At 53.6% G+C, this 16,276-nt stretch carries 12 protein-coding genes and 1 pseudogene; all 13 read right to left on the reverse strand.

Annotation, left to right across the window (positions count from 1 at the left end; genetic code table 11):
• Positions 1-19 precede the first annotated feature (19 nt).
• The 13 genes and pseudogenes from METLA_RS0104350 to nuoI all read right to left on the reverse strand — a co-directional run bounded on the left by METLA_RS0104350 (position 20) and on the right by nuoI (position 16,262).
• The gene (locus METLA_RS0104350) at positions 20-1,306 is read right to left on the reverse strand and encodes a hypothetical protein (RefSeq protein WP_024297394.1); all 1,287 of its coding nucleotides are present in this window, start codon (positions 1,304-1,306) and stop codon (positions 20-22) included.
• Positions 1,307-1,619: 313 nt separating this feature from the next.
• Positions 1,620-1,865, reverse strand: coding sequence for a hypothetical protein (locus tag METLA_RS0104355; protein ID WP_024297395.1), 246 nt, complete (start codon positions 1,863-1,865; stop codon positions 1,620-1,622).
• Positions 1,866-2,035: 170 nt separating this feature from the next.
• Entirely contained in the window at positions 2,036-3,016 is a 981-nt protein-coding gene (locus METLA_RS0104360) for an ExeA family protein (RefSeq protein ID WP_024297396.1), read from the reverse strand.
• Positions 3,006-4,160 (reverse strand): annotated as a pseudogene (locus METLA_RS0104365) (DDE-type integrase/transposase/recombinase); the annotation flags it as partial. The pseudogene METLA_RS0104365 and the gene METLA_RS0104360, both read right to left, overlap by 11 nt.
• Entirely contained in the window at positions 4,115-4,852 is a 738-nt protein-coding gene (locus tag METLA_RS0104370; protein ID WP_152539366.1) for a hypothetical protein, read from the reverse strand. The pseudogene METLA_RS0104365 and the gene METLA_RS0104370, both read right to left, overlap by 46 nt.
• 45 nt (positions 4,853-4,897) lie before the next feature.
• A complete protein-coding gene (locus METLA_RS0104375; RefSeq protein WP_024297397.1) occupies positions 4,898-5,491 on the reverse strand; it encodes a recombinase family protein in 594 nt (197 codons plus the stop codon).
• A gap of 82 nt (positions 5,492-5,573) precedes the next feature.
• Positions 5,574-9,023: a dockerin type I domain-containing protein gene (locus METLA_RS0104380; protein WP_024297398.1), complete on the reverse strand. Its 3,450-nt coding sequence runs from the start codon at positions 9,021-9,023 to the stop codon at positions 5,574-5,576.
• Positions 9,024-10,122: 1,099 nt separating this feature from the next.
• Positions 10,123-11,574, reverse strand: coding sequence for an NADH-quinone oxidoreductase subunit N (locus METLA_RS0104395; RefSeq protein ID WP_024297399.1), 1,452 nt, complete (start codon positions 11,572-11,574; stop codon positions 10,123-10,125).
• Positions 11,556-13,070, reverse strand: coding sequence for a complex I subunit 4 family protein (locus METLA_RS0104400; RefSeq protein ID WP_024297400.1), 1,515 nt, complete (start codon positions 13,068-13,070; stop codon positions 11,556-11,558). Before METLA_RS0104400 ends, METLA_RS0104395 begins: the two co-directional genes overlap by 19 nt.
• Positions 13,067-14,902: an NADH-quinone oxidoreductase subunit L gene (gene nuoL, locus METLA_RS0104405; RefSeq protein ID WP_024297401.1), complete on the reverse strand. Its 1,836-nt coding sequence runs from the start codon at positions 14,900-14,902 to the stop codon at positions 13,067-13,069. The genes METLA_RS0104400 and nuoL overlap by 4 nt, the downstream gene beginning before the upstream one ends.
• Positions 14,903-14,911: 9 nt before the next feature.
• Complete coding sequence (gene nuoK / locus METLA_RS0104410) at positions 14,912-15,220, reverse strand: NADH-quinone oxidoreductase subunit NuoK (protein WP_024297402.1); 309 nt, start codon at positions 15,218-15,220, stop codon at positions 14,912-14,914.
• Entirely contained in the window at positions 15,217-15,738 is a 522-nt protein-coding gene (gene nuoJ / locus METLA_RS0104415) for an NADH-quinone oxidoreductase subunit J (RefSeq protein ID WP_425411735.1), read from the reverse strand. Before nuoJ ends, nuoK begins: the two co-directional genes overlap by 4 nt.
• Positions 15,739-15,746: 8 nt before the next feature.
• Entirely contained in the window at positions 15,747-16,262 is a 516-nt protein-coding gene (gene nuoI / locus METLA_RS0104420; RefSeq protein ID WP_024297404.1) for an NADH-quinone oxidoreductase subunit NuoI, read from the reverse strand.
• Positions 16,263-16,276 lie beyond the last annotated feature (14 nt).

The following is a 16,276-nucleotide window of genomic DNA, read 5'->3' on the forward strand; positions in this document are numbered from 1 at the left end:
GCAAAAAACTATCTAACTTTTAGTCTTCTGTTGAAAGCCCGATCAGCAAGCGGATAAATTGCATCACATTTTCATTGAATACATCGTTGTGGCCGTCGATGATCTCCTCATCGACCCGGATATTCAGATAAGGATTTTGTGGGGTGGTTTTGTTCAGATGCGTCAGCACGGTGGAGCCGTATTGCGTGGAACCGCCCGGCGTTTGCGTGCTCCAGATGTTTTTCATGTTGGCATAGCTCGCGACCCGCATGTTCTTTTCCTTGTCCAAAGGCTTCAAGGTGTGGCTGATCAACGGCAGATAATGACCTACCGTATTGCGGTCGGCTTCGCCTTCATCCAGTGCGAGCGGATGTTTGCAGTCGTTGCGTTCGATATCGTGATGGGTTTCGAAAAAAGTCGAGAACACGCGGCCCAACGGAAACAGGGTACCGGTGGCGCTGTCGGCTTCCGAAGTCAAAATCGCCAAACGCGGCACTTGTTCCGGAAAGTAACTGCAACGCGACTGGGCCAGATCATAAAAGGGCGCATAACGCAGCGCTTCGAACGCCGGGTTCAGCAGAACGACCAGATCGCCGAAGCCTTTGGCGGTATCGGTAAAGCCTTTGCCTTCCTGGCTGTCGACGAAGCGGCTGGCCAAAATTTGCGAGGTCGCGCTGTACACGACCGCGCCGCCGAAGCTGTGGCCGATCACGACCAGGCGGCTTTTGATCGGAGGAATCATCGAATTGCGCACATTCGCGATTTCCTCCAGCTTGACCAAGAGTTCGCTGACGCCGAGATAGCCGACATCCTGCGCGGTGCTTTTACGGTCCCAGAAGGTCAGATAATTGAACGGCGGTACGTCGAGCGATTCGCCGCGCCAGCCCACATAGACGCCGACAATTTTGCGGGCAGGGCGCTTCAGTTGCTTGCTGCGCCGGCTTTCGATCGCGCTGAGTTTGGCGAGATTGTCCTTGAAACTTTCGATATTCGGATCGCCGGGGCGGGCGTTGTGATGCCAGCCGTGCACGAAGACGTTCAACAAAACGCTTTCTTCGGCGGCTTTTTTGTAGAGGGTATCGAGTAGGGCCTGCATCTGTTTGCGGTCGCGCATCTGGCCCTGATCGTCGATTTCGACGAAGCCCAGCGTGTATTCATTGTCCTTTCCCGTATTGTAAAGATGCAGCGAGTTTTGCTCGCACGCATTGCCTGGTGAAACGCTACACGGCTCATAAATGCTCCGGTATATCTCATTCGATGCGCAGCCGGTCAGTAAGGCACTTGCGCACAGCAAGGCCTGCAACGGCATCATTTTTATCAGACTCATGAGCATCTCCGGGGAATTAGAAAAGGACTTTTGCGAAGCAAAGAGTCTAACAGCCGTAATTATCTCGGTCAATATGCGTTCAGCATCGTCTTGACCGCATCGGCCAGCAAGCCTAAATGTAGCGGCCCGATAACATAAATCACAGGACCCGATTACATCCGTTTTTCGGGACCACTTTAGCTGATAATATCCGTGCGCTCTGGCCCACATTAAATGAGAATGAGCCCTGATTAATTGAGAACAGCCCGATAACATCGGCCAGGAACCACATTAACCGAGAACGGCTACCGCTTTGCTGCTAATGTGTTATGCCTTACAGTAATACGCCGGCAGCCAGCAATTGATCGTGGAGTTCTTGGGTTCGTTCAGGCGGTAATTGACCGCTCAGGAACGAGCGGATTTCCTTGGGTTTGGCGGTGAGTATGTCGGTCAACAACCTGACGTTGTAACCGTTACGCGTCAGACGTGCTTCCAACCCATCCAGGTCAGGCGCCAAAATATCTTGAATGGTATCGGCGTCGACCGGTTTTTGTCCGACTCGGAAGGCCTCCTCAATCACAGGACCCGATTACATCCGTTTTTCGGGACCACTTTAGCTGATAATATCCGTGCGCTCTGGCCCACATTAAATGAGAATGAGCCCTGATTAATTGAGAACAGCCCGATAACATCGGCCAGGAACCACATTAACCGAGAACGGCTACCGCTTTGCTGCTAATGTGTTATGCCTTACAGTAATACGCCGGCAGCCAGCAATTGATCGTGGAGTTCTTGGGTTCGTTCAGGCGGTAATTGACCGCTCAGGAACGAGCGGATTTCCTTGGGTTTGGCGGTGAGTATGTCGGTCAACAACCTGACGTTGTAACCGTTACGCGTCAGACGTGCTTCCAACCCATCCAGGTCAGGCGCCAAAATATCTTGAATGGTATCGGCGTCGACCGGTTTTTGTCCGACTCGGAAGGCCTCCTCGAAAGCGCGCGTCAAATAAAGCTCAAACTGTAACGGTGTCGTCAATTTCTCGCAGAGTAATGTCACGGCAGCATCGGTGATTAAAGTATCCAGCTGGGTTTCTGCTGCCGTGACTTGATCGAGCAACCAGTACACGTACTTTTTCTTGTCGTGCCCGAAGCTGTTCAGTTCGAAAAACGTCGTTCGTGCGCCAATTTCTTCCATTGACGGGCGCAGCAAGTCGTTCTTGAGCTTTGGGTGCCCGGCCAACACCACGGACAGGGTCCCTTTGCCGCTCCGCACGATTTCCATCAAGCGTTTTAGGGCAATCAGGGTCTTGCTCGGCAGCTGGTGAGCGTCATCAATGAACAAGGCGACCGGTTTTTTCCTTTTGCGAATCAACTCGCGCAACGCCCGTTCTCGGAGCCCAACCGACTTAGGCAGGGGGTCATCCTTATCGATGGCCAGATCGCTGAATAATGTCTGTACCAGCGTTGCGGGTGTGACTTGGCTAACATCCAAAGCTAAGGAATTGGCAGTCAAGATGGCTTTATCTTGTTCCAGTAAGTCCTGGATTTTTTGCAGCATCGCCGTCTTACCGGTACCGACCATGCCGGCCAGTACGATGAGCTTGCTGTCCTTGATGGCCAGCTTGAGTTCGGTGACGACTTGTTGTAATTGGGTCGTTTCGAAATAGGCGACCTGGCTAAGCGAACTCATTTCCCGGATGAGGCCATAGTGGTTTCTAATGTCACTCAGCATGAGGCGGGTTCTCCGATACATGTTCGACAGGTTCGATACAGGCACGGACCCGTGCCAGCACTTCCCGCTTGTTCAGCGTGGACTGAACAAGCGCATTGATCCGAGCGAGCTGATCGGCAGACAATTTCGCCAGTGGCAGCCCCAAAAATTCCGAAATGGCGCGTTTCGCCGCCAGTATGCTCGGGTAAGCCAACTGGTTGAATGGATCGGGATCGGCAAACGCTTGCGCGGGTAAGCCGTCGGGCCGAATGAATGCCGCGACGTCGGGCCGATTTTCCAGGGCGGCACGCGGCAATTCGAGTTGAGCGGCCAATGTCTCGATGCGATCCGCACGCGTCTGCGTGGCTGATTTCTTGAAAGCGCGGTAGCGATTCAAGGGGATGGGACCGCCGACCGGCAAGTAAGGACCGAAGCGTTTTTCACCGTGCTCGACAAACAATTCCTGGTCGAACAGCCCCCACCACAGCACCACCTCCTCACCGGCTAGGTCAGCATCGACCTCATACGGTATGCCGTCCACCGTGACGCGCGCATCGATCGCCACCTTGCGCCGTTCCGGTTCGCGGGCAAAGGTGCAAAAACGTTCCCAACTGCACATCGCCCGAATGCCGCCGGCGGGCAGGTTCTGCAACCAATCTTCGGCACGCGAATGCGGCTCAGAGCGATGATCCATTGCGTTGTAGCGAACCAGGAAGTTCTGTAACCAGGCATTCGCTTCCATTTCATCGCGCGGTTTCTGGAAGTGATACAAGGTTTCATGGAGCTCTTTCACGGTGCGGAATGGGCGCTCGACTTTGCCCTTGGAACGGGCCGTGGTACGACGGCCGTCCTTGCCGGCCGGCAGGTGGGTGCGCAACTTGATGCCAAGGTAACGCATCACGCGCTGAAATACCTGGCTACGTGCCACAGGTCCGTTATCAGTGTATATCATCAGCGGGATACCTTGTAACGGAGCGTCAGGCGAGGATTTCGCGGCCATGGCGTTGAATAGAAAACGTAAGGCGGTGACGACATCCTCGCCGTAGACGCAGTGGTACTCCTGGTAAGCCACCCCGCTGCGATCATCGACGACGGAAAACAGCATCAGGGTGGGCGCCTTCATATCCGGACGAATCCATGACGGAGCCTCGACTTCCTTGATATCATCAGCGGGATACCTTGTAACGGAGCGTCAGGCGAGGATTTCGCGGCCATGGCGTTGAATAGAAAACGTAAGGCGGTGACGACATCCTCGCCGTAGACGCAGTGGTACTCCTGGTAAGCCACCCCGCTGCGATCATCGACGACGGAAAACAGCATCAGGGTGGGCGCCTTCATATCCGGACGAATCCATGACGGAGCCTCGACTTCCTTGAGGTCCGATGGCGAAAGGTCGAATTGCCAGCAATCGTTGCTGTGCTCCGCCTGGAAGCGCACCGCAGGCGGTGGTCGCCCTAGGGTCGTGCGGTCGTAACCCCATTGTTTGAGATAGCGATTCACCGTGGTCTTGTTGAGTGTGCCGGCAGCGGCTTGAACATGGCCAGCGGGGGTATCGATCCCGAACGTCTCGATCAGCCGGATCGATTCGGCGGTCGAAAGGTGTCTGCTTTTCTTGTTTGATGTTCGCACTTTTATCGCGGCGATCAATTCGCAGTAGTGCTCTAACTGCTCTGCAGGCAGTACGCGCGGCACTCCCCGATCAGCGCGGCGCAAAGCCTTTGGCCGGCATCGCTCGGCCAGCGCCCCGTACAAGGTGGGCTCAGAAACACCAAACGTCTGCGCGGTTTCCGCCACGACCAGGCGGCGTTCGTGACTGCGAGTCGGCAGTAATGCCAGCCGCCGTGCCAGATCGATCAAGGTCTCAGAGGGAATGATCTTTCTAGTCACAGCACAATCTCGACGCTACCGAACCGCTCTCGATACGCCGAGGGGTACGCCGCGATGGCGCAGATAGGCGTATAAAGTGCTCTTGGAAATATGCAGATGCTCGGCAATTTGCTGGGCGCTGAGCTTGCCTTCACGGTACAGTGTTTCGGCGGCGCAAGCGGTGGATAGGGCTTTCTGCGGCAAGCCTTTCGGGCGTCCGCCGATGCGTCCACGTGCGCGGGCGGCGGAAAGACCGGCTTGCGTGCGCTCGCGAATCACATCGCGTTCAAATTCGGCCAAGGAAGCGAAAAGATTAAACACCAGACGTCCTTGCGGCGTTGTGGTGTCGATTGGATCATTGAGGCTCTTGATGCCGACATCCCGCTGTAACAGCAGATTGACGGTCTCAACCAGATGCTTGAGCGAACGCCCCAGACGATCCAGTTTCCAAACCACCACGATGTCACCCGGTCGCACCTCTTCGAGTAGCTTGGCCAATATCGGCCGCTCGGTCGCCGCGCCGCTGATGACTTCCGTGTAAACCTTGGCGCAGCCCACCTCCTTTAGCGCATCGACCTGAAGCGCTACGGTCTGATCGCGGGTGCTGACGCGGGCGTAACCAATATTCATGGGAATCTTTTGTCGTATGCGTATCGTCCATTATACTCATCACCCAAAAGTAAATGATCGTTTTGTCGAACGCTGACAGTAGCTAATTAGTCAAGTCGAGCAAGATTTGCAGGTCTTTGCCATTAATCCGTTCATCCCGATACAGGTCCGCATCCGGATTGAATTTCGGGTCGCCGACTTTACTGCCCAGGGCATTTTTTAACAACGCGATGTCAAGATCATCAACCAGGCTATCGCCATTGAGATCCCCGCGTATTTTAGGCGGAACGAATCCTTCAAACTCGCTGGCCTTGTAAGCATAAGTCGTGGCTAGATCGAAGCTGACCAAGTTGCTGCCGCTGGGGCCAGCTATCAATAAATCTTTTACGAAGTAAGGACCGTCTTGACCATTAGTACCGATTCTGCTGCCGTCAAAGACAAAGCTTATCTGGGCATCGCCGGCACTTAAATCCAGTTGATGCGTATAAAAACCGATTTCCGTACCTGTTGAATCGACTAAGCGGGCGCTCCAAACGTAGGTGCCGCTCGTTTTCAGTTTTACCCCTACCTCAACTTGTAGTTGGTTGAACAAGCCGTCTCCATCGGTGTCGACCCCTCGATTGCTCGAAGAGCCCGTCAGCACGATGGCTGGAACAGTCGCTTGATTGGGGTCAAACTCGGTATACGAATAGCTTTTAGTCTCTTGCGGAAGCTGAAGCCTGTCAATTACTTTGTGAGTTTCAGGATCCTTAAGGACAACTTCCGCCCGGTATGGGCCGTCAATTTGACGTTTGAAAATATAAGCTCCGTCAAAATCAAAACTCAATTGCCGAATCCCAGGTGTTACCGTGATTGATTGTGAAATACTTGATGTATGGTAGGTTCCCGAGGTGCTCGTCAGTTCGAGCTGACTTTCCAACAGATAAGTCGCTGCTTGGGAAAAACTGGCATCAACGGTGACATTAAGGAGGTCGAACAGCCCATTGCCATTGTTATCAACCCCTTTATCGGCAACGGAACCGTCCACCAGTTCAAACACGGAGGCGAAGTTTTGAAACTGATAAGGCTGGGTGACAAATTTGAAACCTACCGCATAGCGATTGCCTTCGCCGCTGCTTTCTTCAAGCGACAACCCTCCATCATATGGTCCATTCAGGCCGGACCGACGCAACGGTAAACCGGGAAACACAAAACTATACTGCGTCTGCCCGGCCGTAAGCATGACATCGTCGGCATAAGCGTTACTTATTGAGGGCTTGCCATCTTTATACAAAGACCCTGCAAAACGGTAATTACCACTTGCGCGAACAATGAGATCCATCGTCACACGGAGACCCTCTAACATCCCATCACCATTCTCATCTACCCCCTCATCGTGCGCTCCGGTAATGTATGCGAGAAGCTCTCCGAAAGTTTGATGATCATAATTTGGCGTTTGCAGACTTTTTGTGTTCGTTTCGCCTAAGACTGAGAGATTGAGGTCGTAGGGACCGTCTTGACCGGAACGGAAGATTTCTTCACCCGAGAACATCAGCGTTACCGTTTGCTTTCCGGATTCGGCTATCAAGGTTTTCGTGCAGTCAGCTGAAGAATGATACTGGCCGCTGGTAATTAACTGGCCGTTTTTCCTTAATTCGCACCCTATGGTATAGGAACCCGCCTGGGTAATCTCGACATCGACATCGACAGCAAGGGCCTCATAGATGCCGTCGTTTTCAGTATCTATCAGGCGATAATTTGCGGTATCCGGGAATTGGAGCCCGCCTACGGTTGCCTCTGCATTCGCGATTAGTGCAGAAGTGGAGAGGGGAGCCGGTGGCAACAAATAACTATAATTATCCCAATCAGCTCCTGGAGATGCCGGTGCTTGGCCTGGCAATTGATAAATTTTCGCGCCTTCAACGGTAACCAAGTAAGGCCCGTTGGCATCCGCCAGCGTCTCTCCGGTTTGGTTAAAAGCAACAAACTCATTCTTTGTAGAATAAATCTTGTTGAAGGTAGCGTCATAGAAATTATTGTTATATCGGCGTAAGCTGTGATCTAAGAATCTATATCGGTCATAAACGGTACCTTCGAATGCTTTAGCATTCCCCCTGAAGAGAGGGTCGATTGATTGCTGCCCCAGAACTGTTAAAAAGCCTTTTTCTAGCGAGCCTCTTTGTATTTCCCTGTACATTCCGTCCACCCCCAGTGTTTTCGACATTGCGCTAAATACATCGCTGAACAGGTAGCAATCGGCCTGCGTGCAGGTGATCGGATCATTGACCATTCCGCTCCAGTCACGGCATTGAGGATACGTTGAGTACTGCCAGTTGGCTCCGCCAAAGCTATAAACGCCCTGAAGTACCGCAGCATGTATCGCGGCCTCGTCCGATTTTCCGGCAGCCCACGCGGTCGCTTTTTCGTACCAGGCACGGCGAGGCGGATTAACGTTATCATTTGGGCTGGCTTTGGTCGCAAACAGTTTTCGACTGGCACCGAGGGTTTCCTGATGATTATTTTTATTGTCATTTACTGTATAAGTGAAATTCACCAGATAACTGCCTATTTTATCCGGCACAGCCACTGGAAAATCACCCTCAAAACCTGACCATGTCTTGGAGTCACTGCCACCCCCGCTAATGGTCCATTCGACTGATACTTCGGGCGGGTCGATGCTGTTCTCGGGGCAAGTCTTGATTTTAGCTTTCAAATTGGGGCTGCCACCCCCGGTAAAACCCGAGAAAGGATATTCGTCGATGGCTTCTGTCGTAGTTGTCACGGTGCATGTTTGATCAAACTCTTGCTCATAAATAACATCAATCGTTTCCTCGCCGGTATTTTGTCGAACTTTATTACCACCTTCGCCGACCGACATCTTAAGAGCCAATTTTGGGCGGATAGGGATGTGCATCGCCACCCAGTCGATGGCTGTACACCAGCTTCCGCTACTTAACGTATCGACATTGATTTGAATTTTGTTGGTAACTGGCGTTACGCTAGAGCCATTACCCGGCCGCTGAGGAAATTTCACTTTTCGAATGTCGATAGTGAAATCATTTAGTTTCCAAATATTATTATCTCCTGTCAGAAAACCTACACTTTCACCGTTGAACAGTACTTCGTCTTTTTCCGCTGGCGGACCGCCAGTAACATCGACATCATAAGCAGGCATCTTAACTGCGACTTTCGCAGGAATGATACCAGCAGTAATAAACGCTGACGGGTCGATCAAATAGCCGTCAGCATCGACATCGCCGACAAATTTGTCGATAACGACTTCAATAACTAAAGGATGACCTGCGTCTGTATTAAAGGTACATCCCGTATCCAGTCCATTGCCATTGTCGGCAATGAAAACATCGCTTGTTGGCGGATCAAAAGGGGAAGTTCGATTGGCCGTGGCAGCCGAAAGTGCTGTACTGGGCGCGGGGCTGTCGCTTCGAACGTCTCTCGTTTCTTGCGCCTCGCATATTGAAAAAGTTGGTAATACCAGCACGATGGATGCAACCAGCAGCCATATCTTTATCACGTACTGTTTCAGGGTAGACGAGGAGTTTCTACACATTTTCATGCAATGCGCCTGTAAAATGAAGGGGAAAGTATTGTCAATTTTTGGGGTTTGAGGCGCAATGGAATGGAAAATTTAGCTAGCTTATTAGCTGATGCGCTTTTGCGATAACATAAGAGAGTGGCGGAAATTTGTCAAACGGCGTTGAAAACTTTCTGGCGCGGTAGGGCGGGTAGAGCGGAGCGTTCTTCAAATTTTCGAAGAGTATGGAAACCTACCGCAAAGTTTTGAACGAAGAGGCTACGATTGTAATGTCTACCAACAGCGATCTTTTCGAATTGCTCAAGCGGATCGAACAGAAAAGGTCATAGTAATGGATCTGTAAAGCCAAGGGTGCGCTGCGCGCACCCTTGGCTTGGCGATCAGCAGCAAATCTCCGCCTTGAAACCCGCCGCGCCGCCCGGCACCGCCAAGCTCAACGGCCTCGATCCTTCGGCCTGATTAAAAGCCCCCTAGAGCATTTTCATATAGGGTAAAGGTGCAATGCTGTTAAGTTAAGCCGTCATCTCGGCAGGGATTGCCGAGATCCACGACTGCACGGACGCAGGAGGTAGGGCAAGGCAGGAGCAATTGCCGAGAGTACATGGAAGTATTAAAGCCTGCCATCCTTGGCAGTTTAATTCCGGCACTCCCTGCCGGAATGACGAACCCTGGCTTAACTTAGCGGCATTATTCAAGACCGTACATCCGAAACGAAAATGCTCTAGAAAAACTGCCTGCCTGACCTAACAGCCGCATCGACGAATTACCGCCCTTTCGTTGCTCGGATTAAATCATAGCCTTGGCAGCCTGACTATGTGAAAGGGCTGGGCGCTTACACTCAGTCATTTCTTTCTATACATCCTATACACCGATTGCCCGCTTGGGGTCGGGTATAGTCAATCGTTTGACAGCATGAGACGGGTTGGTACGCATTATTTGCACTATGTTCATTCTCAGTTAATCTGGTTCCTAACCGATGTTATCGGGCTGTTCTCAATGAATCTGGGCTCATTCTCGTTTAATGTGGGCCGGAGCGCATGGATATTATCAGCTAAAGTGGTCCCGAAAAACGGATGTAATCGGGTCCTGTGATTTATGTTATCGGGCCGCTACAGTTAGCCTATCTCATCGAAATGGCTATCGACTGAATGCAATCGATTAGGTGTCCGGGAAGAATGCCGAACCAGACCAGCAGCAGGCTTAAGGCGGCGAGTGTTACGGTAGACAGCCATTTGCGGGATTTTTTGGGGGGTTCAGACATCACCTCTTCACTATTCATCGACATCGCGACAATGATCCTAACGTAGTAGTAGAGCCCAAGGCCGCTGCCGATGATGACACTAGCCAGCAAGACCCACAGTCGGGCATCGGCGCCGCTGGTGAAAACATAGAATTTACCGATAAATCCGGCGGTCAGGGGAATGCCTGCCAGCGATAACAACATCAGCGTAAACGTTCCGGCCAACCACGGACGCCGCCAAAACAGACCGCGCAAGATTGCGACATCACCGGCCTCTTGTTGCGGCGTGGACAGCACCGAAACGACTCCGAAGGCACCGATCGTGGTAATGAAATAGGCAACCAGATAAAAAGCGGCCGATTCGACAACTAGTGGCCTCGCAATGCTTGCGCCGGCAATCAAGGCTACCAAGAGATAGCCCATGTGGGCGATCGACGAATAGGCTAACAAGCGCTTGATATTCTTTTGCAGCAATGCCAGCATATTGCCGACCAAAATAGACAGCATCGCGATGAAACTGAACACGGTCAGCAAAGGAACGTAACGGTAGCTGCCGGTGGTCACCAATAAACGTAAGAGCAGAACGAAAACAGCACCCTTCGAGACGGTCGCGATAAACGCAGTCACCGGCGCCGGAGCGCCTTCGTAGACATCCGGTGTCCACAAATGAAACGGGGCCAACGATAGCTTGAAACCGAGCCCTGCCGCGATCAGAATAACGCCGCTCAGAATCACGGAATTTAGGGGAAGGTGGGCATCGATGAAGCCTTCAATGCCGATGAAATCAAGCTCGCCGCTTTCGGCATAGAGCAAGGCAATGCCCATTAGCAGAAAGGCCGAAGACACGCCGGACAATACCAGGTATTTGATTGCCGCCTCGAGCGGGCGAGTCCGATTGACCGGATAGCCGATCAGCGTGAACAGTGAAATACTCAGTATTTCAAGACCTAAAAACAAGGCGGCGAAATGACTGCTGGCGGCCAGCACCGACCCGCCTAAGAGCGCGGTTAACAATAGCAACGGAAGTTCTTCGTTTTCTGCATCGTATTGCTTGAAATAATCATGGCACAGGCCCAGCACCGCGAGGCCTGCCAGTAACAACAAGGCGACAAAGAACAACGCGTAATGGTCTATGTTCAGCAATGGAATCGCCTGGATCGAAGATTTATGCCAGGCAGGGCCAATCAAGAGCAGGGACAACACGATGCCAAAGCCGGCGATACCGTTGACCAGCGCGAAATTCCGTCTGACCGCGATCACGAGCATGAGGGTGATGGCCGTGACGATCATCGCAATGAAAGGTGCAAGAACGATTAGCGAATCAAGGTCCATGAGGGTTCCTTTGCATTCATGTTTTGAATCACTTGTTGCAGCGCCGGCGCCGAAATATCCAATACGGTCTGGGGATGTAGGCCAAGCCAGACCGAGGCCAGTATCAGCACACCCAGCGATGACAGTTCAAGGATGCCGCAATCGGTCAAAATCGGCCGCTTTTGCAAGGGGCCGTGACACGCTTTCTGGATAATGATCAGCGCATAGACCGGCGCCAGGATTAACGCAAGGGCGGCCACGGAGGTGACTATCGGATTCACTTTAAAGGCGCCCAGAAGCACCAGAAATTCGCCGATGAAATTCCCAAGGCCTGGAAGCCCCAGCGTGGCCATCACAAAGAACAGCATGAACGCCGACAGTCGCGGTACGGCCTGCCACATACCGCTCATATCTCCAAATTCCCGGCTATGCAGGCGTTTTTGCAGGAAACCCGCGATCATGAATAAGGCTCCAGCGCTCAGGCCGTGCGCGAGCATCGTGACGACCGCCCCCTGCATCGCCAGCAGGTTCCAGGAAAATAACCCCAGCAGGATGAACCCCATGTGACTGACGCTGGTATAGGCGACCAGCCGTTTGATATCGGACTGAGCATAAGCCATCATTGCGGCATAAAGCACACTCACGGCACCCAGCGTCATCGCGATCGGGGCAAAGCGATGCGCCGCATCCGGGAACAGCGGGATCACGAAACGCAACAGGCCGTAGGCGCCGGTCTTCAGCAAGACACCGGCCAGGATGATGCTGCCGCCGGTGGGGGCCTGCGTATGCGCGTCCGGCAGCCAGGTATGGAATGGCACGGCGGGTAGCTTGACCGTAAAGGCGATCAGAAAGCCGAGCATCAGCCAATCGGCAAGCTTGGGTTCGAGCGGGACATTCAGCAAGGCGAAATAATCGAACGAAAAGGCGCCACTACGCTGATAATTGACCAGCACCAGCACGATGATCGCGAGCAGCATCAAGAGGCTGCTGACTTGCGTGAAGATTACAAATTTGATTGCCGCGTAAGTCCGGTTTTCATGCCCCCAGATGCTGATCAGAAAATACATCGGGATAATCATCACTTCCCAGAACAAAAAGAACAGGAAGAGATCGACCGCCAGAAACACCCCGACGGTGCCAGCCAGGCAGGCTAGTAGGTTGAAGTAGTAGAATCCTGTCCGCTTGCCGATTTCGGTCCAGGAACAGCAGACCGCCATCCATCCGAGCAGAACTGTCAGCGCTATCAAAAGCAGACTGAGGCCATCGGCGGCCAAATGGAAACCGATGCCGAAGCGCAGAATCCAGGGCAGGTCGAGTTCGGTCAGCCATGCCGCCGGCCTGCCCGGAAGCGGGATTTCCGCGGCGTGGTTGCCGGTCAATTGAGAGGCGGCCAGCCATGCTTCCAAGGCGAGTGTAACAATGGCGGTCCAGCGCGGCGCATTCGCATGCCAGCGCGCCGAAATCCAGGCGGCGAGCCCGCCTACAAACAGAACGGCGATCAATGAGGGCAAGATCATGACAGCAGTCCTATCGCGATCACGACGACCGTACCGAATGCCATCGACGAAGCATACCAACGGATACGTCCGGTTTGCGTGGCGCTGGTCAGGCGGTGCAATTGTCGGCTCAGCCAGGCAATGCCGAGGTACAACTTGTCGACCGCATCGTTTTTATTCAGGGCAGCGAGGGTTTTAAAAGGCCTGATCAGCACGGCGCCGTAAATCGCATCGAGGCCCCAGCCGGTCAAAAATAAGCGATTTAACAGCCTGGCCCCAGGTAAATTAACAAAATTGGCTGCCGAAAACGTGCCGGTCAGATAGAACAGTCCCGCGATCGCGACCCCGAGAATCGGCGCCGCCAGGGTTATGATCGAAACGAGCGTAGCGTTTTGCCCGGGATTTTGTTCGCTCAAGGCCGGAAATACCGTATCCAGCGGGATTTGCAGCAATCCCCCACACAGCGCCAAAACGCTCAGCAGTACGAGAGGAATAGTCATACGTCCGCCGATTTTCTTTTCGATCTCCCGCGTTGGCTTGCCGAAAAACACCACAAACACCAGACGAAAGCTGTAGATGCCGGTGATCAACGCGCCCAGGCAGCCAGCCCCCCACAGGATGTGGGAGGTTTCGTAGGCGGCCAGTAAAATTTCGTGCTTGCTGTAAAATCCAGAAGTAAAAGGCAGCGCGGTCAGCGCGGCACTGCCGATCATAAAACTCCAGTAGGCAAGCGGCATTGCTTTGCGCAGCCCGCCCATTTTAAAAATGTCATGCTCGTGGTGAAAACTGAAGATCACCGCGCCGGCGGCCAAGAATAGCAACGCCTTGAAGAAGGCATGCGTCAGCAGGTGAAAAATCGCCGCCGACCAGGCCCCAACGCCAAGCGCGAGAAACATGTAGCCGATCTGGCTAATCGTCGAATAGGCGAGGATGCGTTTGATGTCGGTCTGCACGAGACCCGAACAGCCCGCCATTAATAGCGTAACCGCGCCAATCAAAGCGACCGCACCTTGCACCGGAGGCGCCAGCATGAATAAGACATGGGTGCGAGCAATCAGGTAGACCCCGGCGGTGACCATCGTGGCGGCATGGATCAGCGCGCTGACTGGCGTGGGGCCTGCCATCGCGTCCGGCAGCCAGGTCTGCAAAGGCAATTGTGCGGATTTGCCGACCGCGCCGCCCAAAATCAGCGCCGCCGCGACGATCGGCAACACGGCACCGGTCGTCCATTGGCTCTGGGCCCGTCCCATCAGCGACGGGATATCGAGCGTATGCAATTCGGTGAAAAGCAGGAATAGGCCCAATGCCAGCGCGGTATCGCCGATGCGGGTCATCACGAAGGCCTTGCGTGCGGCATAGCCGTTGGCCGGATTTTGATACCAGAAGCCGATCAGCAGATAGCTGCCGAGGCCCACGCCTTCCCAGCCCAGGTAAAGCAGCACCAGATTATCCGCGAGCACCAGCACCAGCATCGCCGCGACGAAAAGATTCATGTAGGCGAAAAAGCGCGCATAACAGGCGTCCGTTTCCATGAATTCGGCCGCGTACAGATGAATCAGAAAACCGACGCCGGTTACGACGAACAGCATCGTCAGAGATAAAGCGTCGAGGTAAAAGCCGAACGGAATCGACAAGTCGCCCGACACGATCCACGAGCCCAAGGTCAGACGATAGGGGGACATCGGCCCTTGCAGGAATTCGAAGCCGAGCAGCGCCACCAGCACTGTCGAAATCCCGACACTGCCGGCACCGATCCAGGCGATCTCTGGCTTGGACAAGCGCCGGCCGTAAAAGACCAGGATCAGAAATCCCAGCAGCGGAATGATCGGTACCCAGCCCAGCAAGTCAAACACGGTCGTCTCCTAGCCTTGCATCTGATTGATCGAATCGGCGTCCAACGTTTTGAAGCGGTGGAAAATCTGCAGCGCCAAGCCGAGGCCGATACCCACTTCCGCCGCGGCCAGCGTCAATACCAGCAAAAATAGGATTTGCCCGTCCGCCTGTCCCCAGCGCGACCCCGCCACGATAAACGCGAGTCCGGCCGCATTCAGCATCACTTCGAGGGACATCAGGATCATGATCAGATTGCGACGCGCCAATACGCCGATCAAGCCGAGCACAAACAGCAGACCGGACAGCAGCAGCCCCATTTCGGCAGGAATCACGCTCATGGTTCGCTCCGGGGTTTTGCCATTTTCAGTATCGGTTTGCCGAGATGATAAGCCCCGACCAGACCGGTCAGCAGCAGGATCGAGGCCAGTTCAACCGCGATCAGATAAGGTCCGTATAACGCCATACCGACCTGACTGGCACTGACTACATGGCCGGTTTCGGCGCTGCCGCCCTGGACGATGACCACAAGCATTTCGGTGAATAGGATCAGGGCCAACAGCGACGGGCCTAACCACGTCCCTGGCTCAAGCCAGGCGCGTTCCTGGGCTATCGTTTTGTGCCCTTGATTCAGCATCATGATCACGAAAACGAAAAGTACCATGATCGCGCCTGCGTAAATGATCACTTCCAGCACGGCGGCAAAATAGGCGCCTAACAAAAAGAAAATCACGCCGACGGCCAGCAGCGACAGAATCAGGTACAACAGGCCATGAACCGCATTGAGCCGCGTAATCATCATGATCGTCGCGAAAACCGCGACCGCGGACGTGACATAAAACAGGATCAACGTCATCATGCTCTCCTTCAAGGCAGCAGGGTTTTTACATCAACAGGCGGAGATTCGTTTTCGGCCTGACCCTTGGCTTTGCCAAAGATCGTCATGCCGGCGACCCGGTAAAAATTGTAATCGTGATATTTTCCGGTACCGTCGATCAACAGATGCTGTTTCTCGTAAACCATGTTCTGCCGGTCGTATTCGCACATCTCGAAATCCGGCGTCAATTGGATCGCAAAGGTCGGGCAGGCTTCCTCGCAAAATCCGCAGAGTATGCAGCGGGAAAAATTGATCCGGAAAAATTCGGGATACCAGCGGCCATTCTCGTCTTCGGTTTTCTGCAACGCAATACAATCGACCGGGCAGACGACCGCGCAAAGGTTGCAGGCTACGCAGCGCTCTTCGCCGTCCGGGTCGCGGGTCAGTATAATGCGTCCCCGATAACGTGGGGACAAAGCCGGTTTCTGTTCAGGGTATTCGACCGTATCCGCCTTGACGAACGAATGCTTCAATACTTCCCACAATGATCGCAATTGACTCAGCATTGTCTTTTCCTGGT

The organism is Methylomicrobium lacus LW14, from assembly GCF_000527095.1.
Classification (GTDB): Bacteria; Pseudomonadota; Gammaproteobacteria; order Methylococcales; family Methylomonadaceae; genus Methylomicrobium; species Methylomicrobium lacus.